This window comes from Streptomyces sp. NPDC093089 (genome assembly GCF_044754405.1).
Classification (GTDB): domain Bacteria; phylum Actinomycetota; class Actinomycetes; order Streptomycetales; family Streptomycetaceae; genus Streptomyces.
Genome location: NZ_JBIVPA010000008.1, coordinates 40,835 through 59,613, shown reverse-complemented (window position 1 = coordinate 59,613; position 18,779 = coordinate 40,835). Strand labels below are relative to the sequence as shown.

General features: G+C 71.9%; 17 protein-coding genes. 4 read left to right on the top strand and 13 right to left on the bottom strand.

What is annotated here, in order from left to right:
• Window positions 1-107 precede the first annotated feature (107 nt).
• The 3 genes from ACIQFX_RS19720 to ACIQFX_RS19710 all read right to left on the bottom strand — a co-directional run bounded on the left by ACIQFX_RS19720 (window position 108) and on the right by ACIQFX_RS19710 (window position 2,986).
• Window positions 108-539 carry a VOC family protein gene (locus ACIQFX_RS19720; RefSeq protein ID WP_402464757.1) on the bottom strand — a complete coding sequence of 144 codons (432 nt, stop codon included), beginning with the start codon at window positions 537-539 and terminating at the stop codon, window positions 108-110.
• Window positions 540-669: 130 nt separating this feature from the next.
• Window positions 670-1,056, bottom strand: coding sequence for a cytidine deaminase family protein (locus ACIQFX_RS19715; protein ID WP_402464755.1), 387 nt, complete (start codon window positions 1,054-1,056; stop codon window positions 670-672).
• A 112-nt stretch (window positions 1,057-1,168) separates the two neighbouring features.
• Entirely contained in the window at window positions 1,169-2,986 is a 1,818-nt protein-coding gene (locus tag ACIQFX_RS19710; RefSeq protein ID WP_402464753.1) for a glycoside hydrolase family 15 protein, read from the bottom strand.
• Between the two features lie 205 nt (window positions 2,987-3,191).
• Between ACIQFX_RS19710 and ACIQFX_RS19705 the strand changes: the two genes are divergently transcribed.
• Complete coding sequence (locus tag ACIQFX_RS19705) at window positions 3,192-4,271, top strand: hypothetical protein (protein WP_402464751.1); 1,080 nt, start codon at window positions 3,192-3,194, stop codon at window positions 4,269-4,271.
• Window positions 4,272-4,515: 244 nt separating this feature from the next.
• On the opposite strand, the gene ACIQFX_RS19700 is transcribed toward ACIQFX_RS19705, so the two are convergent.
• A complete protein-coding gene (locus tag ACIQFX_RS19700; protein WP_402464749.1) occupies window positions 4,516-5,424 on the bottom strand; it encodes an SMI1/KNR4 family protein in 909 nt (302 codons plus the stop codon).
• Window positions 5,425-5,802: 378 nt separating this feature from the next.
• On the opposite strand from ACIQFX_RS19700, the gene ACIQFX_RS19695 reads away from it, so the two are divergent.
• Both ACIQFX_RS19695 and ACIQFX_RS19690 read left to right on the top strand, forming a co-directional pair.
• Window positions 5,803-7,182: an FAD-dependent oxidoreductase gene (locus tag ACIQFX_RS19695; protein ID WP_402464747.1), complete on the top strand. Its 1,380-nt coding sequence runs from the start codon at window positions 5,803-5,805 to the stop codon at window positions 7,180-7,182.
• Between the two features lie 759 nt (window positions 7,183-7,941).
• A complete protein-coding gene (locus ACIQFX_RS19690) occupies window positions 7,942-8,754 on the top strand; it encodes a universal stress protein (protein ID WP_402465604.1) in 813 nt (270 codons plus the stop codon).
• Between the two features lie 214 nt (window positions 8,755-8,968).
• On the opposite strand, the gene ACIQFX_RS19685 is transcribed toward ACIQFX_RS19690, so the two are convergent.
• The gene (locus ACIQFX_RS19685) at window positions 8,969-9,559 is read right to left on the bottom strand and encodes a hypothetical protein (protein ID WP_402464745.1); all 591 of its coding nucleotides are present in this window, start codon (window positions 9,557-9,559) and stop codon (window positions 8,969-8,971) included.
• Window positions 9,560-9,816: 257 nt separating this feature from the next.
• Between ACIQFX_RS19685 and ACIQFX_RS19680 the strand changes: the two genes are divergently transcribed.
• Window positions 9,817-10,362 carry an EF-hand domain-containing protein gene (locus ACIQFX_RS19680; RefSeq protein WP_402464743.1) on the top strand — a complete coding sequence of 182 codons (546 nt, stop codon included), beginning with the start codon at window positions 9,817-9,819 and terminating at the stop codon, window positions 10,360-10,362.
• Between the two features lie 133 nt (window positions 10,363-10,495).
• On the opposite strand, the gene ACIQFX_RS19675 is transcribed toward ACIQFX_RS19680, so the two are convergent.
• From ACIQFX_RS19675 to ACIQFX_RS19640, 8 genes are all read right to left on the bottom strand, one after another.
• On the bottom strand, window positions 10,496-11,536 hold the full coding sequence (locus ACIQFX_RS19675; RefSeq protein ID WP_402464741.1) for an aldo/keto reductase: 1,041 nt from the start codon (window positions 11,534-11,536) through the stop codon (window positions 10,496-10,498).
• On the bottom strand, window positions 11,533-12,507 hold the full coding sequence (locus ACIQFX_RS19670; RefSeq protein ID WP_402464739.1) for a Gfo/Idh/MocA family oxidoreductase: 975 nt from the start codon (window positions 12,505-12,507) through the stop codon (window positions 11,533-11,535). Before ACIQFX_RS19670 ends, ACIQFX_RS19675 begins: the two co-directional genes overlap by 4 nt.
• 1 nt (window position 12,508) lies before the next feature.
• Window positions 12,509-13,819, bottom strand: a complete 1,311-nt coding sequence (ligA, locus tag ACIQFX_RS19665; RefSeq protein ID WP_402464737.1) for a protocatechuate 4,5-dioxygenase subunit alpha — start codon at window positions 13,817-13,819, stop codon at window positions 12,509-12,511.
• Between the two features lie 24 nt (window positions 13,820-13,843).
• Entirely contained in the window at window positions 13,844-14,845 is a 1,002-nt protein-coding gene (locus tag ACIQFX_RS19660) for an amidohydrolase family protein (protein WP_402464735.1), read from the bottom strand.
• A 2-nt stretch (window positions 14,846-14,847) separates the two neighbouring features.
• Window positions 14,848-15,537: a 4-carboxy-4-hydroxy-2-oxoadipate aldolase/oxaloacetate decarboxylase gene (gene ligK / locus ACIQFX_RS19655; RefSeq protein ID WP_402464733.1), complete on the bottom strand. Its 690-nt coding sequence runs from the start codon at window positions 15,535-15,537 to the stop codon at window positions 14,848-14,850.
• Between the two features lie 17 nt (window positions 15,538-15,554).
• Window positions 15,555-16,580, bottom strand: coding sequence for an amidohydrolase family protein (locus ACIQFX_RS19650; RefSeq protein WP_402464731.1), 1,026 nt, complete (start codon window positions 16,578-16,580; stop codon window positions 15,555-15,557).
• A gap of 90 nt (window positions 16,581-16,670) precedes the next feature.
• Window positions 16,671-17,882, bottom strand: a complete 1,212-nt coding sequence (locus ACIQFX_RS19645; RefSeq protein ID WP_402464729.1) for a 4-hydroxybenzoate 3-monooxygenase — start codon at window positions 17,880-17,882, stop codon at window positions 16,671-16,673.
• 123 nt (window positions 17,883-18,005) lie between these two features.
• Complete coding sequence (locus ACIQFX_RS19640) at window positions 18,006-18,773, bottom strand: IclR family transcriptional regulator (RefSeq protein ID WP_402464727.1); 768 nt, start codon at window positions 18,771-18,773, stop codon at window positions 18,006-18,008.
• Window positions 18,774-18,779: the final 6 nt, after the last annotated feature.

The window sequence follows — 18,779 nt, the reverse complement described above, 5'->3', positions numbered from 1 at the left end:
ATGACCGTGACCAGATGACCAGCGCCGCGGTAGCGTCCGCGATCGGCTGACCGCCGGTTGCCGGTTGCCGGTTGCCGGTTGCCAGTTGCAGGCCGCTGGCCGGCCGCTCAGTCGAGGCAGAACTCGTTGCCTTCGACGTCCTGCATCACGATGCACGACTCGTTGAAGCCATCGGCGGGAAGCAGTCGTACGCGCACCGCACCGAGGGCGACCAGTCGCGTGCACTCGGCTTCAAGGGCGGCAAGGCGTTCCGCGCCCACGAGTCCGGTGCCGACGCGTACGTCGAGGTGCACCCGATTCTTGACGACCTTCCCCTCGGGAACCCGCTGGAAGTACAGTCGTGGGCCCTCGCCCGAGGGATCCGCGCATGCGGACGAGGAAACCCGGTGGCCAGGCGGGCGCGGGCGATCGAATTCCTCCCACGTCGCAAACCCCTCCGGCAACGATGCGACGTACCCCAACGCCGCCGCCCAGAAGCGTGCGACGCGGTCGGGTTCAGCACAGTCGAAGGTGACCTGGACTTCCTTGATCGCTGCCATCGGCCCACGGTAGCAGGGGGCTCCGCAGCCCATCTCCCCATTGAAAGAGGCACGTTGGAAGCCGAATCGCCCCTTCGGGTAATCGCCCCTGCGGGTCCGCCGCGCCGCACCGTGCGGGCGCGACGGGAACTCACTCGGTGTCGAGCTGGTGATCAGCCCAGACGTAGCTCTCGGGCAGCAGGTCGGCGATGAGCACGGTTCGGATGCGGTCGCCTCCACCGACGATGACCTTCAGGGCCGGGAAGTAGTCGATCAGCACCTGACGACACCGACCGCAGGGCGGCACCACCCCCCGATCCCTGTCACCCACGGCGACGATCGTGTCGAGCTCGTACGCACCCTGAGCCGCAGCCGCCCCGATGAGCACCAGCTCGGCGCACGGACCTCCGGTGAAGTGGTAGGCATTCACAGCGGTGACGATCCTGCCGTCCCGAGCACGACCCGCCGCCATGGTGTGGTTGTCGCCTTGGCACCGCGTACGAGCGACATGCGCCGCGGCTTCGACTACGTCGGCCATGTGGGTCCGGGCCTGGAGGGCGATGGCGGCGGGGGCGGGGGCGGGGCGGGGACGTGGGGGCCGGGGCGGGCTTCGGCCGTTGGGTGGGTTCGTATGAGGGCGAGGTGGCGGCTCACCGGTCGAGGGCCGCGTCGAGGGACAGGGCGGCGGTGATCAGGGCGAGGTGGGTGAAGGCCTGGGGGAAGTTGCCCAGTTGTTCGCCGGTGGGGCCGATTTCTTCGGAGAAGAGGCCGACGTGGTTGGCGTAGGTGAGCATTTTGTCGAAGGCGTAGCGGGCTTGTTCGGTGCGGCCGGCGCGGGCGAGGGCGTCGACGTAGAGGAAGCTGCAGAGGGAGAAGGTGCCTTCGGAGCCGCGTAGGCCGTCGGGGGAGGCGGCGGGGTCGTAGCGGTAGACGAGGCTGTCGGAGACGAGTTCGGCGTCCATGGCGTCGAGGGTGGAGAGCCAGCGGGGGTCGCGTGGGGCGACGAAGCCGGTGATGGGCATGAGGAGGAGGGAGGCGTCGAGTACGTCGCTGCCGTAGTGCTGGACGAAGGCTTGGCGCTCGGTGGACCAGCCGTGCTCCATGACCTGGTGGAGCACGGCGTCGCGGGCGGCGGTCCAGCGGGGGAGGTCGGCGGGGCGGCCGAGTTCATGGGCCATGCGTACGGCGCGGTCGAAGGCGACCCAGCACATCAGGCGGCTGTACGTGAAGTCCTGGCGGCCGCCGCGGGTCTCCCAGATGCCCTCGTCCGGACGGTCCCAGTGGCCGCACAACCACTCCACCGTGGCGGCGAAACGCTGCCATCCGTCGTAGCCGGCCAGCTGGGCGAGGTCGCGGGACTGGGCGAGGGCGTAGACGGCTTCGCCGTAGATGTCGAGCTGGAGCTGGTCGGCGGCGCCGTTGCCGGCTCGGACGGGAGCCGACCCGCGCCAGCCCTCCAGATGGTCGAGCACCTCCTCGCGCAGGTGCGGATCGCCGTCCACCCGGTACATGATCTGCAGCGGCTCGCCGCTGACCGTGCCACCGGCCTGCAACCGGGCGCCCAGCCAAAGTCGGAAGGCGTCCGCCTCCTCGGTGAAGCCCAGGTCGACCATGGCGCGCACCGACAGGGAGGCGTCCCGGACCCACGTATAGCGGTAGTCCCAGTTGCGTTCGCCGCCGACCTGCTCGGGCAGCCCCATGGTCGCGGCGGCCACCGGAGCGCCGGACGGGGCGTACGTGAGGAGCTTCAGCGTGATCGCCGAACGGTTGACCTGCTGCTGCCAGCGGCCCCGGTACCGGCAGCGGCTGATCCACTCGTGCCAGAACGAGCGGACGTGGTCGAAGGCCGCCTGCAGGCTCACCGGGTCGGCCGGTACGGGCGGCTCCGCGCCGGGCGCGTCCAGGGTGATGACCGCTGCGGCACGCTGCCCGGCGGACAACTCCACCGTCGCGCGGACGTCCTCCCCGTCCCGCTCCAGCTCGATCGCGCCGAGCACCTGGAGGTGCGCGCCGGTCGTCGCCCCCGTGAACCGCGCGGTGGCCCCTTCGAGCACCAGCTCGTGCGCCTCCCGCCCGTAGTCGAAACGCGGCCTGCACTCCACCGCGAACCGAACCGTGCCACGGACCACGCGCAGCACCCGCACCAAGGTGTGCCGATCGGTCGGCACGGCCGGGTCTGCCGCGAGCGGCATGAAGTCCGCCACCTCACCGACACCGTCCGGCGTGAGGAAACGCGTGAGCAGCACCGCGCTGTCCGCCAGATACAGCTGACGCACCGTCGTCCCCGGAACCTCCACCGTGATCGAGAAGTGTCCGCCGCGCTCGTGATCCAGCAGCCGCCCGAACACGCTCGGCGAGTCGAAGCGCGGCGAGCAGAACCAATCCACCACCCCCTCGGCCGACACCAGCGCACACGTCTGCAGGTCTCCGACGAGACCGTGGTCGGCGATCGGCGGATAGCGATGCATCGGCGTCGTCCTCGCGGGCTCAGGGCAGTAGGCGGTCCTCCACACCACCCTGCGACGGGACGCGCCGCCAAGCCACCCGAGCTACTCCGACCCACTCCGAGCAGTGTCATGTACGGGACGAACGTCCGCCCTCGCCCATGCCCCAGGGAGACCGCCGATGCCATGAGCGGAAACCCAAGGCCGAACCCCGCACGGTCAAGCGATCATGTACCGACACCTCATCCGGCCGAAGGGGCTGCCCGCCATGCTGATCTACGCCTTCCGCGATGCCCACGGCACTTGGTACGGAGACCCCGACACCACCCTCCACGCCCTGCCGCCCCGACGCGGCACCCTCACCCTCCCCTCCACCTCCCCAGGCCTGTTCGACGGCCAGCGCGTCGAGGTCCTCTACGCCCCGTGCGAGGCGGAGCCGAGCCAGACCGGCTACCGGCTCGACGACGGCAGCACGATTCCGGCGACCTGGCAGGTCCACGAGTTACTCTCTCCGGCCTACCGCCGGCCCGTACCCACGCCCCCTCCGCCGATTGGAAACGCGCGGGACGAGCAGGGCACGCAGAGCACGTCGACCGTGCGGCTCGAGATCGACACCTCGCACCGCCGCTACAACCTGCACGTCGACCTCCTGCCCGAAGGCCGCGCGGCGATCGACGTCGTCGTCTGCACACCCGACGGAGTGATCCTCGGCGAGCTCACCGGAGAGGTGGCCACATCCGACCTCGGCGAGATCAGCCGCCTCCTTGCCGCCGCCCCGGTCACTCCTGACCACCCTTCCGGCGCGGGCTTCGCGGCTCCGGCCCCTGTCGCCGCTGCTCCTTCGGTGAAAACCAACCCGGAACCCAAAGCCGAACCCAAAGCCACCCGGCACGGCCAGGCCTGGACCACGGACGCCGTCGCGCGCCTCGAAGAGCTGCACCGAGCCGGCAAGAGCCCTGACCAACTGGCCGAGGAGCTCGGACGCAGCGAGAAATCCATCCGCTGGAAGCTGTACGGCCTCCATCTCGCGCCCTACCCCGGCGACGCCGTCCCCGCGCCCCGTGCCCCGGTCGAACCGGAGGAAGCCAAGGCGTACACCGTGGACGAGAAACGCCGCCTGCATCCCAACGCGTACAAGCCCTGGGAACCCGACGACGACCACCGGCTCGCCGAGCACTGTGCCGAAGGCGTCTCCCTGACCGAGCTGGCGCGCCGATTCGGTCGTAACGAAGGCGCCGTCGCCTCCCGCCTCCTGAAGATCCAGGCCAAGGGCCCCGCCGTCGAGGAGGCGTGGGAGTACGGGGGATAGGCGAACGGGAGGGCGGGTGGACGGGAGGGTGGGCGATGGTGGGGAACAGAGCGGTGGGGCCGACTGTCGACGGCGGAGGAGAGGGCGGAGGGCCGAGGGCGGAGGGCCGAGGACGGCGGGGCAACGTGCGGCGGGGCAACGTGCGGCGGGGCAACGTGCGGCGGGGCCCCCGGCGGGACAACGCGCGGCGGGGCAAGGCACGCGCCCGAGCTTCGGCGCATGGAGCCCCGCTCCCGAGCGTGCATCAGTCGGCGGCCAGAGGCCGCCACGTGTCCTCCTGCGCCGGATCGATCCTGCCGCCCCACACCAGCGCCCCGCCGACCAGGCCGGGCGTGTCCCCGGTGGCGAGGGCCGGAGCCTCCAGGGCGTCGGCGACGCCCTCCAGGTAAGTGGCCAGGGTGTCGAGCTCGTCGTCGGGAGCTTCGTCGTAGCGAGACCAGCGCCCCAGATAGCCGGTCGCGGTGTCCAGGTACCGCCCCGACGTACGGTCCGAGACGCCGTAGGAGACGACCGGAATCCAGCCCGGCTCCCACACGGTGATGCGGTCGTGCGCGGGGTACCGCGCGTTGAGGGTGTCCTGGAGGGCTTGGGCGTCCATCTGCTGACGGTGGAAGGCGGCCACTGCGTCGCCCGGCATCAGGGCCTGGTTACCGGGAAGGCATCCTGACCCGTCGACCCCGTCGACCCCGTCGTCACCCCCGGTCAGCGACCACAGCGCACGCAGACCGGCGGGCAGCCGGACGCCGAGATCGGATTCCAGCGCCGTGATGGCGTCCGAGGTCATGCCTGTACGGAGGGCCGCGTACGAGTCAGGGGCACAGCGCTGGAGCCGGCGGACGACGCGCCGCCAGGCGTCGGTGACGACGCGTTCGGCGATCTTCTCGGCGGCGGGGTCTGCCGGTGAGTTCGTCCGGGGATTGTCGATGGGTTCCCGCTCGGCGGGGGTGACCGGAGTGACGTACCGGATCTCGATCCGTCCGGGCTCGTGGATGTATCCGACGTCCAGGTCGGGGCAGTCCTCGAAGAGGTCGCCGTCTGCGAGGGCGAGGTCGGTGCAGGCGGATGTGCGGTGCGGGTGGCTCGGGTGCTTGGGGGTGAGGTGGGGAGCGGGGCAGTCGAGCCAGGCGAAGCGGATGCTCTCGATGCCGTGCACGGTGCGGGTGGCGGTGAGTTGGAGGTGTGCTTCGGGGACAGGCTCCCGAGCCGGAGCCGGAGCCGGAGCCGGAGCCGGAGCCGGAGCCGGAGCCGGGGGCAGGGGCTGGAGCCGGGGCCGGGGCCGGGTAGGCGGTGCCGGCCGGGAGGGCCGTGAGGAGTACGGCTCCGAGGGCGAAGGTGAGGGTGATCTTCTTCATGGGCGGTCCAACGGGAACGCCCTGAGGGAGGTCACTTGCGCCGAACGTGGCTTGTCCAGGAACCGTACAAATATCGGTCGAAACCCTGCTGAGTCGCTGTTCTGAAGTGAACTACGGTGTCAGGCAAAAGATCTTCAGGCGGTAGGCTCATTTCGCAACACGACGCGAAGGGGAGCCAGATGGCGCGGGTTGCGGTGGTCGGCGGGGGTATCAGCGGGCTGGGGGCGGCACTGATGCTGGGGCGGCGGGGGCATCGGGTCACGTTGTTCGAGCAGGATGCGCGGCAGGCGGGGGAGGACCTGCAGCGGGATTTCTTCCACTGGCGGAGGCCGCGGGTTCCGCAGGCCGTGCAACCTCATTCGCTGCTGGCGCCGGTTCGGACGGTGTTGCGGGCGGAGGCTCCTGATGTCTACGAGGACGTGTTGGCGCGTGGGGCTCGGGAGTACCACGAGTTCGACTGGTTCGGTGAGCATCCGGAGCGTCGGGACGGCGATGAGGATCTGGTGACGTTGCGCACCCGGCGCCTGGTGCTGGAGGCCGCTTTGACGGCGGCGGTGGCCGGGGAGCCGGGTGTCGAGGTGCGGCGCGGGTGTCGCGTGGAGGGGCTGGTGTTCGGGGAGGGCGTTCCTCCGAGGGCGACCGGTGTGAGGGTGGGTGCCGAGGGTGACCAGGTCGTGGTGGATCTGGTCGTCGACGCGTCCGGTCGGCGGTCGCCGGTGCCGGAGTGGCTGGTCGCGGCGGGTTGTCGTCCACCCGTGGTCGAGAGCCATCGGGCTGGGATCGCGTATCTCTGCCGGTGGTACCGACTGCGTGCCGACGGGCCGCGTGATCCGGGGCGGGTGAGGACCGGATCGGCCGCGCCGTACGCGTTCGCCGGGGTGTTTCCGTCCGACAACGACACCTTCGCGGTGAGTCTGGTGCTGTCGACGGGGGACCCCAGCCGCGGCGCCCTCACCGACCCGGCCGTGTTCGAGGCGGTGGCCCGCCGCTTCCCGGCGACGGCCGCGTGGCTGGAGCTGGACCCCGAACCACAGTCGCCCGTCCTGGCGATGGCGGGCCTCGACAACCGCTGGACCGCACTCGCCGACGCCGACGGGCCCGTCGTCACCGGCCTGGTCAACGCCGGTGACAGCCTGATCCACACCAACCCCACCTTCGGTCACGGCGCGGCCCTCGGTCTGCTCGCGGCCCAGCACCTCGCCGGCCATGTCGACGAGATAGCCGCGGACCCCACGCCGTACCACGCGTGGACCACGCGGACGCTGCGCCCGTGGTTCGACGCGCAGATCAAGGCCGACCGGGCCGACGAACAGCGTCTCGCCGAGGGCTCGCCGCCCTCCGATCGACGGGCCGCCGCGCTGGCCGCCTGTGCCTTCGACGATCCCGTCGTCATGCGCGCCCGCGCCCGGGTGCGCCACCTGCTGGAATGCTCCGACGAGGCCTACGGCACCGAGGAGATCGACCGGCACCTCGCCGCGTGGTTGGCGGCCCGCCCGGAGTTCATGCCGCAGCACGACGGCCCGCCGCGTGACCAGTGGGACGCGCTCATTCCCGGCTGACCACGGGCGAGTCGGTCGTACGAGCCGGCGTCGCGGGGCGTCCAGCGGTCCTCGGCGGGCTGGGTCAGGAGTACGGGGCAGGCGTCGAAGTCCTGCGGTTCGACGGCGGGGGCGTACGTCGCGTAACTGGCGAGGAAGCGGACGCTGCCCCGGTTGGCCGCCGACGTACGGTCCTTCATGAGGACTTCCATCGCGGCGGCGGCGGCGGGGGCGTGGGTGCGGGCCGGGCACGGGTGGGGGGACGGGGCCGTCCAGGGCCCCGTGCGTGATCATCCGCACGCCGGTGTCGAGGACCCGGAGGGCCGCTTCGACGTCGCGCAGGTCGTCCTCCAGTCCTCGGGTGAACGTGAGCAGCACGGTGGCGGCCTGCGCGGCGGCGGCGGGGACGACGTCCGCGACGGCGGTTGTCAGGAGCTGTGCGAGTCGGTCCACGTACGCGGCGACCAGCTCCGGGGTGCGGGTGGACGCGGCGGACAGCAGCTCGTAAGCGTGGTGGGGGCTGTCCTGCCGGAGCTCGATGGCGACCTCCAGCTTGACCGCGAGTACACCGAGCACCTTCTCCTCGGCCGTGCCGCCGGCCTGCGCCGCCGCCTCGACGGCCTCGGCGGCCGTGTCCAGCCTTGCCCCGGATCGCCTTGGGAGCGGGGTGCGGGCGGGCCGGGCGGCGGCCTTCGTGCGGTACGGGGGCGCGCAAGAATTGCAGCGGCATGCCGATGGGGTGAGGCTGAGAACCCACCGCTTGAACGGGAGCAGCCAGCTATGGGCAATCTGGTCGTGGTCGGGGTGGACGGCTCGGAAATGAGTCTCGCCGCCGTCGAGGCAGCCGCCGCCACGGCGGTACGGCGCGGCGCCGCCTTGCGTGTGGTGCACGCCGAGGTGCCGATCAAGCCCAGGCACGTGGCGCCGGACCCGGCTTCCCGGACCCTCGTCCACGAGGCGGCCGCCCATGCCCTCGCCGTGGTGCCCGGCGTCCCCGTGACCACGACCGTGGTCACGGGCGACGTGGTGCACGTCCTGGAGGTCGAGTCACAGGCCGCCGACCTGATCGTCGTGGGTTCCCGGGGGATGGGGGGCATCGCCGGCCTTCTCCTCGGGTCCACACCGGTGTCGTTGGCCGCTCGCAGCCACTGCCCGGTGATGACCGTCCGCGAAGCACACCGCGAGTCCGACGACACCGGTCCCGTCGTCCTCGGGGTCGACGGCTCGCGGGACGGCGACGAGGCCGTCAGCGTCGCCTTCGCCGAAGCCGCGCTGCGCGGGGCCGAACTCGTGGCCGTCCACGCGTGGCAGTCGGACAAGGCTCCGGCCGGCGCGACCCCCGAGTCCGCGGAACGCCTGCTGGCCCAGGCGATCGCCGGCCGCGCCGACACCCATCCGGACGTCACCGTCAGGCGCGACGTGGTCGGTGGCACCGAGCGTGAGGTCCTGCTCGAAGCGAGCAAGGCGGCCCAGCTCCTGGTCGTCGGCGCCCGAGGCCGCAGTGCCCTCGCCGGACTGTTCCTGGGCTCGGTCAGCCAGGCGGTGATGACGCACGCGCACTGCCCGGTCATCACGGTGCGCAGGGGGACGTGAGGTCGCAGGGAGGCGGGAAGACGGGGAGGGGCGGGGCGACGGGTGGGTACGCGGGGCTGCGTGGGCGCCACGGGACGGCGTGAGGGTACGTCGGACGGCGTGTGGGTACGTGGACGGCGTGTGGGTACGTGGGCGGCGTGCGGGTACGTGGGCGGCGTGCGTCCCTGGGACGGCGTGCGGGTATGTGGGACGGCGTGGCCGGCCGCGGGAGAGGTCAGCCGATCCGCTTCCAGGTCTGGCAGCCGGACGTCTGGAACGCCTTGTCGGTGCCGCGGATGGTGACGGTGGCCTGGCCCTTGCCGGACCCGTTGGCGAGGACCTCTTCGATGTCGCCCGAGGTGCCCTTGAGGCGGGCCCAGTAGCAGTTCGGCAGGGTGGGGTCGGCGGGCCCGGCGCTGCGGTAGGTCCCGGGCCGGACCTCCTGCCCGACGAGGAAGGTGCCGTCGCCGGGGATCTCCTGAGCGGCCGCCTTCGTGTTGCCGGTCGTCCTGCCGGCCGGCGGCGGGGTCGTACGTGCCGGGGGTGCCGTCTCCGTCGCGGTCTCCGTCTCTGACGTGGTCCCCGTCCCCGTCTCCGCCGTGTCCGGGGCGACGGTGGCGGAGGCCGGCGGCCGGGAGCCGCTGTCGTCCTTGCCGTTGCCGGTTCCCACGATGCCTAGGAGTGCTCCCACCAGGAGCCCACCGAGGGCCGCGAGGGAGTGGGTCAGTACAGGGCGCCGGTGGTTGCGGGTGGGGCCGAGGCCGGGGCCGGACTGTCCCCACTGGGGTCCTGGAGGCGGCCCCGTCGGCGTGCTGCGGTCGCTCATGGGTTCAGGGTGCGGCCGGGCGGGACCGGCCGCACCCTGGGCGTCCTGGCAACGGATCGTGGAGGCGCCCACCCGGCCGGGCAGGACCGGGGGCCGTAGGTCACTCCTGCGGGTGAGCCGGGGTGGTCGAAACGGGGGCGCGCGAGGTGTCGGGTGCGCGAGCCGGGACCCGGTACGCCCTCGCGTACTGTCGGGCGCCGTTGGGGCCGGACCGGCCGTGGGCAGGATCGTCGGGGGCACCGACGGAAAGGCCGACCGTGGCAAGTGAGTTCCAGCGCGACAAGCTGCTGAACATGTTCCGGGCGTTCGACGCCGACGGCAACGGGTACCTGGACCAGCGGGACTTCCAGGCCCTCGCGGAGCGCTGGAGGGGCCTGCCCCGGGTGCGGCCGGACTCCGAACTGGCCGCGCGCGTGGACACGGTCATGCTGGGCTGGTGGGACCTCCTCGCGGCCCACGTGGACGCGAACAAGGACGGCAGGGTCGACCTGGACGAGATCCTCGTCATGGTGGATCTGCTGCCCACGATGAGGGAGGTCGTCGCCGCGACCGCCACGACCGTCTTCGACGCCGTCGACGAGAACGGCGACGGCCGCATCTCCCCGGCCGAGCACCGGCGGCTGGTCGACACGTGGCACGGCGAGAGCGTCGACGTGGCCGACGTCTTCGACCACCTCGACCAGGACGGGGACGGCTACCTCAGCCGCCCCGAGTTCACGGAACTGTGGATCCAGTTCTGGACCAGCGACGACCCGGCCGAACCGGGCAACCAGCTGTGCGGCCCCGTCCCGACCCGCACCTGACGGCCGCCGTACGACCTCCACCGGCGGTCGCGCGGTCGGCGACGTACGCCAACCGCCGCCAACCACCGCCGCCGATCCCCGCCGCGCGCCGGCACAAGCCCCCGCACACGCCCCCGCATCGAGGGCCGGGGAGTCAGCCGGCCTTTCCGCAGCGTTCGGTGTCGATCTCGGCGAGGGTGGCCTCGTTGTAGCGGGGGCCGTGGACGGTCGAGGAGTCGAGGAGACGGCCCGCCGCGTCGAGGAGTTCGTCGAGGACGTCTTCGGGGACGGTGGTGTCGAGTGCGGCGAGGTTATCCCTGAGGTGGGACACCGATCGGGTTCCGGGGATGGCGACGACGTGGGAGCCCCGGGAGAGGACCCAGGCGAGGGCCAGTTGGGGGAGGGCGAGGCCCGCGCCCTCGGCGAGCTCCTCCAGCGCGTGTCGGAGGAGGAGGTTGGCGGGGTAGTGGTGGTCGTCGAAGCGGGGCATGCCGCGTCGGATGTCATGGGCGGGCAGGACGCCGAGGTCGGGAGGGGCGGAGGTGAGGAAGCCGCGGGCGAGGGGGCTGAAGGCGACGAGGGCGACGCCGAGTTCGCGGGCGGTGGAGAGGGTGCCCTGTTCGGGGTTGCGCGACCAGAGGCTGTACTCGTTCTGCAGCGCGGCGATCGGGTGCACCGCGTGGGCGCGGCGGAGCGTGGCGGCGGACACCTCGGACAGGCCGAGGGCGCGCACCTTGCCGGCCGTGACGAGCTCGGCCATCGCGCCGACGCTCTCCTCGACGGGGACCGCCCGGTCGAGGCGGTGCAGGTAGTAGAGGTCGATGACGTCGGTGCGCAGCCGGGACAGGGCCTCGTCGGCGGTGCGGCGGATGGTGTCGGGCCGGCCGTCGATGACGCGGCGGCCGTCGACGCCGGTCATGCCGCACTTGCTGGCCAGCACGACGCGGTCGCGGTGCGCGGCGAGGACGCGGCCGACCAGCTGCTCGTTGGCGCCGAAGCCGTACAGCGCGGCCGTGTCGAAGTGGGTGACGCCCTCCTCCAGCGCCGTCCGGAGGAGGCGCTCGGCCGCCTCCGGCGTCGGGGGGACGCCGTAGGCGTGGCTGAGGTTCATGCAGCCCAGGCCGATCGCCGGGACCTCGAAGGGCCCGATCCGGCGCGGCGTACGGTCTGGTCGGGCCGGCGGGGGCGTGCTCACGGGCGCGGGGCCGCGGTCAGCTGGGCTTCGAGGGCCGCCAGGGTGCGGTAGCAGGGGAGCACCTGGGCGATCGAGGAGTTCGGCTCGCGGCCCTCGCGGATCGCCGCGACGAACTCGCGGTCCTGGAGCTCGATGCCGTCCATCGAGACGTCGACGCCGCTGACGTCGATCGGCTCGTCCTTGCCGGTGAACAGGTCGTCGTAGCGGGCGATGTAGGTGCCGGTGTCGCCGATGTACCGGAAGAAGGTGCCGAGCGGGCCGTCGTTGTTGAACGACAGCGACAGGGTGCACAGGGCGCCGCTCTCCGTGCGCAGCTGGATCGACATGTCCATCGCGATGCCGAGCTCGGGGTGGGTCGGGCCCTGGATCGCGTTGGCCTGCACGATGGGGGAGCCGGTCTGGTACGCGAACAGGTCGACGGTGTGCGCGGCGTGGTGCCACAGGAGGTGGTCGGTCCAAGAACGTGGCTGGCCCAGCGCGTTGAGGTTGGTGCGGCGGAAGAAGTACGTCTGGACGTCCATCTGCTGGATGTTGTAGTCGCCGGCCTGGATCCGGCGCCGCACCCACTGGTGGCTCGGGTTGAAGCGGCGCGTGTGGCCGACCATCGCGACGAGCCCGGTGCGCTCCTGGGCGGCCTGGCAGGCCTCGGCGTCCGCGAGGGAGTCGGCCAGCGGGATCTCGACCTGGACGTGCTTGCCCGCGTCGAGGCAGGCGAGGGTCTGTTCGGCGTGCATCTGGGTGGGGGTGGCGAGGATGACGGCGTCGACGTCGTCCATGGCGAGGACCTCGTCCAGGGACGCCACGCCGCGGCCGACGCCCTGCTCCGCCGCGAACTTCCGGGCCCGGTCGAGGGAGCTGCTCACGACGGCGGCGACCTCGACGCCGTCGATGCGCCGCAGTGCGGCCGCGTGCTTCGCGCCGAAGGCGCCGCCGCCGGCCAGCGCGACCCGCAGGGTTCGGTCGTGGGTCATGTCAGTTCACTCCTTCGGCGGGCTCCTGGGCCCGCGGGTGGTTCTCGAGGATCAGGTGGCCGACGGCCGTGTTGGACGCGGGCACATGGTAGAAGCGGTGCTTGACCTCGACCCGGCCGGAGTCGTCCACGTCGCTCATCGCCCCGCGGGCGATCAGCCACATGACCAGTTCGATGCCCTCGGAGCCGGCCTCCTCGACGTACTCCAGGTGCGGTACCCGCGACAGCCCGACCGGGTCGTCGACGAGCCGGTCGAGGAAGGCGTTGTCCCACTCCCGGTTGATCAGGCCGGCGCGCGGGCCCTGCAGCTGGTGGCTCATGCCGCCGGTGCCCCACACCTGCACCTTCAGCGGCCGGTCGTACGACTCGATCGCCCGGCGCAGCGCCCGGCCGAGCGCGAAGCACCGGGCGCCCGAGGGAACCGGGTACTGCACCACGTTGACGTGGAACGGGATCACCCTGCACGGCCACTTCTCGACGTCGCCGAACATCAGCGACAGCGGGACGGTCAGGCCGTGGTCGACGGTCATCTCGTTGGCGAGCGTGAGGTCGAAGTCGTCCCTGATGAGGGAGTGCGCGATGTGCGCGGCCAGGTCGGGGTCGCCCTCGACGCCGGGGACGGGGCGGGGCCCGTACCCCTCGTCGGCGGTCGGGTAGGCCGCGCCCGTACCGAGCACGAACGTCGGTATCAGCGACAGGTCGAACGAGGAGGCGTGGTCGTTGTAGACCAGGAAGATCACATCGGGGGTGTTCTCCTTCTCCCATTCCTTGGAGAAGTCGTAGCCCTCGAAGAGCGGCTTCCAGTACGGCTCGTCGGTCTTGCCGTGGTCCATCGCCGCGCCGATCGCCGGCACGTGCGACGTGAACACGGCGCCGGTGACCACGGCGTGCTCGGCCGGCGGCCTCGGGTCCGCGTGAGCCGCGTCGAGGACGGCGTGGTCGATCCTGTTCCCCTCGACGGACCGGCCGCCGCCGACCATCATGGCGCGGTACTCCTCCTCGGTCATCCCGGTCATCGAGCCGGCCATCTGCTGGAAGGAGAACCCCAGCGTCGCACCCCACTTGGCGAGGAAGTAGATGTTGCCGCCCTCACGCATCGCCGCGTTGAGATCGCGGTCGAGCAGCGCCCGCTTCTGCTCCTCCCGCAGCGGCCACGCGTCCAGGTAGGCGCGCTCGTCGGCGAGGTAGGCCGCACGGTTCTCCGCCGTCATCAGCGACATGCAGAACTGGTTGAGGTGGTACCCCTTGGCGGACTGCTCGGCGTCGAAGATCGTCGTCCCCGGCACCAGCTTGTAGGTCTTGTCCAGCGACATGCCGGAACTCCAATCGAGACGGGGTCAGTCGGCGTCGGGCCAGTACAGGCGCGTCGGGTTGTCGACGAGCAGCCTGCGCTGGAGCTCCGGCGTCGGCGCGATGTGCGGGACGAAGTCGACGAGCAGCCCGTCGTCGGGCATGTGGCCGGTGAGGTTGGGGTGCGGCCAGTCGGTACCCCACAGCACCCGGTCGGGAAACTCCTCGACCACGCGCCGGGCGAACGGGACGACGTCGCCGTACGCGCTCCGCTCACCGTCGAGGGCCGGCGGGCCGCTGACCGAGAGGCGCTCCGGGCACGTCACCTTGCACCAGATGTCCGGCCTGGCCCGCAGGAAGTCCAGGAACGCCTCGAACTCCGGGCCGTGCGCGTCCTTCGTGACGTCGGGCCGGCCCATGTGGTCGACGACCAGCGGGACCGGGATCGACAGGAGGAAGTCCCGCAGGTCGGCCAGGTCCGCCGCCTCGAAGTAGACGACGACGTGCCACCCGTACGGGGCGATCCGCTCCACCACGTCCCACAGGTCCTGCCGCGGCGCCGCGTCGACGAGCCGTTTGACGAAGTTGAACCGCACCCCGCGCACCCCGGCCTCGTGCAGCTCCCGCACCTGAGCGTCCGTGACGTCGGGCCGCAGCGTCGCCACGCCCCGCGCCGCCCCGCCGGAGGCCCGCAGCGCGTCGACCATCGCGGTGTTGTCGGCGCCGTGGCAGGTCGCCTGCACCACCACGTTACGGGCGAAGCCGAGGTGGTCGCGGAGCGCGAAGAGCTGCTCCTTGGACGCGTCGCACGGCGTGTACTTCCGCTCGGGCGCGTACGGGAACTCGGCACCGGGCCCGAAGACGTGGCAGTGCGCGTCGACGGCGCCGTCGGGGAGCCGGAACCGGGGCCGGCTCGGACCGGCGTACCAGTCCAGCCAGCCGGGGGTCTTCTCGAAGCCCGCCCACTCGCGGGTCTTCTCCAGGCCCGTCGACTCGGGGGTCCTCCCGGAGCCCGTCGACTCGGTGACCTGCTCGGAACTCGTCGTCATCGTCAGTCCTCGTACCGCAGTCCGAGCTCGGCCAGCGGGCCGCGCATCCCGTACAGGTCCAGGCCGAGCGCGCCCGCGCGGAACTGCGCGCGCTTGCCCTCCTCCTTGGCCTCGCGCGCGGCCGACGCGGCGGCCACCTCGGCGGCCCGTTCGCGCGGCACCACGACGACGCCGTCGGCGTCCGCGACGACCACGTCACCGGGGCGCACGAGGGCGTTGCCGCAGACCACGGGGACGTTGACGGAGCCGAGGGTGGCCTTCACCGTGCCCCTGGCGTTGACCGCGCGGGAGAAGACGGGGAAGTCCATTCCCTCCAGGTCGGCGACGTCGCGGACACCGCCGTCGATGACCAGGCCCCGGCAGCCCCGGGCACGGAACGAGGTGGCGAGCAGCTCGCCGAAGAAGCCGTCCTCGCTCTCGGTCGTGCAGGCCGCGACGACGACGTCCCCGTCCTGGATCTGCTCGGCGGCGACGTGGAGCATCCAGTTGTCGCCGGGCTGGAGCAGGACGGTCACGGCCGTGCCGCACATCCGGGCCTTCGGGTAGACCGGCCGCAGGTAGGGGCGCATGAGGCCGGCCCGGCCCATGGCCTCGTGGATCGTCGCGACGCCGAACTGCGACAGCGCGGCGACGGCCTCGGGGTCGGCGCGGTCGGTCCTGGTGCGGACGACGCCGAGCTCGGTGTGTTCCATTCGGGCTCCTCCTGGGTTCAGCGGCCGGCCGCGGCGAGGCGGGCGGCGAGGCGGGGATAGACGCGCAGGGCGTTGCCGGAGTAGACGGCGGCACGCTCCTCGTCCGTCAGGTGTGCGGTGGCGTCGACGTACCGCTTCGTGTCGTCGAAGTGGTGGCCGGTGCGCGGGTCGACGTCCCGGACCGCGCCGATCATCTCGCTGGCGAACAGCACGGACCGGCTGGGGATCACCTGCGTCAGCAGGTCGATGCCGGGCTGGTGGTAGACGCAGGTGTCGAAGAAGACGTTGTCGAGCAGCTTCTCCGGGTCCGGCTTGCCGAGCGCCATCGCCAACCCGCGGAACCGGCCCCAGTGGTACGGCACCGCGCCGCCGCCGTGCGGGATCACGAACCGCAGCGTCGGGAAGTCGGCGAACAGGTCGCCCTGGAGCAGCTGCATGAACGCCGTCGTGTCGGCGTTGAGGTAGTGCGCGCCGGTGGTGTGGAAGGCCGGATTGCACGAGGTGCTGACGTGGACCATGGCGGGGATGTCGTACTCCACCATCGCCTCGTACACCGGGTACCAGCTGCGGTCGGTCAGCGGCGGCGCCGTCCAACCGCCCCCCGAGGGATCGGGGTTCAGGTTGACCGTCACCGCGCCGAGCTCCTCGACCGCGCGCCGCAGCTCGGGCACGCAGGTCGCCGGGTCGACGCCGGGGGACTGCGGCAGCATCGCCCCCATCGCGAAGCGGTCCGGGTAGAGCGTGCTGACGCGGTGCACCAGGTCGTTGCAGATCCGGGCCCAGGTCGAGGAGACCTGGAAGTCGCCGATGTGGTGGGCCATGAAGCTGGCCCGCGGCGAGAAGACCGTCAGATCGCTGCCGCGCTCGTCCATCAGCCGCAGCTGGTTGCCCTCGATCGCCTCGCGCAGGTCGTCGTCACCGATGACGAGGTCGTCGGGATCGGGCGCGTCCTCGGGGGAACCGGCGGCCGCCACCTGCCGGTCACGCCACTGCGCCAACTGGGGCGGAGCGGTGGTGAAGTGACCGTGGCAGTCGATGATCATGAGGTGTCTCCTGGGGGCGTGGGGACGTCGGGGCGTCGGGCCGGATCCGGTTCGGGGTCTGGTTCGGGCCGGGAGTCGCGATCTCGCTTGTCAGGCACGGGAGTTGACGGGCCATCCGGTGTACTGCTCCGCCAGATAGGCGCGTCCGGCGCGCGTGCCCACGACGTTGTCGAGTTCACCGAGCTGGCGCCGCAGGTCGAACGACGAGGCGCCGGGTGCCGTGTGCAGCAGCTGGGTCATCCAGTGCGAGAAGTTCTGTGCCCGCCAGACCCGCCGCAGCGCACGCGGCTGGTACTCGTCCAGTGCGGTCCCACCCGCCCCGCCGAGCGCCCGAAGCAGTACGTCGGCCAGGACCTTCACGTCGTGCAGGGCGAGGTTGAGCCCGCGGGCACCGGTCGGCGGCACCGTGTGAGCGGCGTCACCGGCGAGCGCCAACGAGCCCCAGCGCATGGGTTCCTGGACGAACGACCGGAAGCGCAGCACCGACTTCTCGAGGATCGGGCCCTCCTTGAGCCGGAAGCCGTCCTCGCCGGCCACGCGGGCCTGGAGCGTCTCCCAGATCCGGTCGTCCGGCCAGGCGTCGACGGACTCGTCGGGGGAGCACTGGAAGTACATCCGCTGCACGCTCTCCGTGCGCCGGCTGATCAGCGCGAACCCGTGCTCGGAGTGGGCGTAGACCAGCTCGGGCGCGCTCGCCGGGGCCTCGGCCATGATGCCGAACCAGGCGAAGGGGTAGTCCTTGCCGTACCGCACCCGCCGGTCCTCGGGCACCAGGTTGCGGCACATGCTGCGCGACCCGTCCGCGCCGACCACGTACCGTGCCCGGATCTCGTGCCGGGACCCGTCGGGCGCGGTGTAGCGGACCCGGGGAGCGGCGGTCGTGACGTCGAGGACCTCGGTGTCCGTGACGCCGAAGTGGACCGTGCCGCCGTCGCGGTCCCGCGCGTTCGCCAGGTCGACGAACACGTCGGTCTGCGGGTAGAGCCACACCGACTCGCCCACCAGGGCCTTGAAGTCGATGCGGTACGGCCGCCCGCCGAAGCGGAGTTCGGTGCCCTCGTGCTCGTGCCCCTCGCGCAGGATCCGGTCGGACACGCCGGTCTCGACCAGGTCCCGTGCCGCGTCGGCCTCCAGGATGCCCGCCCGCTGCGTCGTCTCGATCTCACGGCGGGTACGGGTGTCGACCACGATCGTGCCGACGCCGGCCCGCCCCAGCCGGTGCGCGAGCATCAGGCCCGCTGGACCGGCGCCGATGACAGCGACGGGAACCGAGGCAACGGTGTCGACGGCGGCTTCGGCCATGGCATCTCCTGAGCGACGGTGAACGTTTCGAACACGACGAACGTTGACACCCAGGACCGCGACCGGTCGCCTCTGTTTCCGTCAGGCGGAAGCCCGGCCGCATACCGCCGGCCGTCCCGCACCTCAGCCGGTCGTGCGCGTACGCCGTCCCAGCTCGTCGGAGATGCCCTGCGCCGCCCGCAGCAGCGGCTCCCTCAGCCTCCGCGCGCGGCTCGCGCCCTGCGCCGTGATCACGATCCCCAGCGAGGCACTGACCGGCCCGGTCCGGCCGATCCGCACCGGCGCGGCCACGGCGACCGTGCTCTCCGAGAGCTGCCGGTCGCTGACGAAGACCTGCTCCCGGCGGATCCGGTCCAACTGCGCGCGCAGCGCCTTCGGGTCGACGACGGTGTACGGGGTCCAGGCACGCATCGGCGCGTCGAGGACCTCCTCCTGGATCTCCCGCGGCGCGTGCGCGAGCAGCACCCGTCCCATCCCGGTGGAGGCGACGGGGAAGCGGGTCCCGACCATGGTCAGGAGCTCGACCGACCGGTGCCCGGCGATCCGCTCCACGAACACGAGCTCCGTCCCCTCGCGCACCGCGAGCTGCACGTTCTCGTGGGTCACCTCGTACAGGTCCTGCATGAACGGCAGCGCCACGTCCCGCAGGATCTGGGTGCGCGGACAGCCCGAGGCGATCTCCCAGAGCCGCAGCCCGACGTGCCACGACCCGTCCTCGCCGCGCTCCAGCGCCCCCCAACCCGCCAGTTCCGCCACCACCCTGTGCGCGGTGCTCAGGGCGAGACCCGTACGCTGAGCGACTTCCGACAGAGTCTGCGAGGGATGCTCACGGTCGAAGGCCGAGAGGACCTTGAGGACTTTGCCCGCCGCCGAGATCTGGGTTGCGCTCACGCCGCC

What these genes read in the sequence shown, in the direction of transcription:
- ACIQFX_RS19720 (WP_402464757.1), bottom strand. Translation starts at nt 539, where the DNA reads ATGGCAGCGATCAAGGAAGTCCAGGTCACCTTCGACTGTGCTGAACCC.
- ACIQFX_RS19685 (WP_402464745.1), bottom strand. Translation starts at nt 9,559, where the DNA reads ATGAGCGACCGCAGCACGCCGACGGGGCCGCCTCCAGGACCCCAGTGG.
- ligA (WP_402464737.1), bottom strand. Translation starts at nt 13,819, where the DNA reads ATGTCGCTGGACAAGACCTACAAGCTGGTGCCGGGGACGACGATCTTC.
- ACIQFX_RS19670 (WP_402464739.1), bottom strand. Translation starts at nt 12,507, where the DNA reads ATGACCCACGACCGAACCCTGCGGGTCGCGCTGGCCGGCGGCGGCGCC.
- ACIQFX_RS19695 (WP_402464747.1), top strand. Translation starts at nt 5,803, where the DNA reads ATGGCGCGGGTTGCGGTGGTCGGCGGGGGTATCAGCGGGCTGGGGGCG.
- ACIQFX_RS19645 (WP_402464729.1), bottom strand. Translation starts at nt 17,882, where the DNA reads ATGGCCGAAGCCGCCGTCGACACCGTTGCCTCGGTTCCCGTCGCTGTC.
- ACIQFX_RS19705 (WP_402464751.1), top strand. Translation starts at nt 3,192, where the DNA reads ATGTACCGACACCTCATCCGGCCGAAGGGGCTGCCCGCCATGCTGATC.
- ACIQFX_RS19660 (WP_402464735.1), bottom strand. Translation starts at nt 14,845, where the DNA reads ATGACGACGAGTTCCGAGCAGGTCACCGAGTCGACGGGCTCCGGGAGG.
- ACIQFX_RS19710 (WP_402464753.1), bottom strand. Translation starts at nt 2,986, where the DNA reads ATGCATCGCTATCCGCCGATCGCCGACCACGGTCTCGTCGGAGACCTG.
- ACIQFX_RS19650 (WP_402464731.1), bottom strand. Translation starts at nt 16,580, where the DNA reads ATGATCATCGACTGCCACGGTCACTTCACCACCGCTCCGCCCCAGTTG.
- ACIQFX_RS19715 (WP_402464755.1), bottom strand. Translation starts at nt 1,056, where the DNA reads ATGGCCGACGTAGTCGAAGCCGCGGCGCATGTCGCTCGTACGCGGTGC.
- ligK (WP_402464733.1), bottom strand. Translation starts at nt 15,537, where the DNA reads ATGGAACACACCGAGCTCGGCGTCGTCCGCACCAGGACCGACCGCGCC.
- ACIQFX_RS19690 (WP_402465604.1), top strand. Translation starts at nt 7,942, where the DNA reads ATGGGCAATCTGGTCGTGGTCGGGGTGGACGGCTCGGAAATGAGTCTC.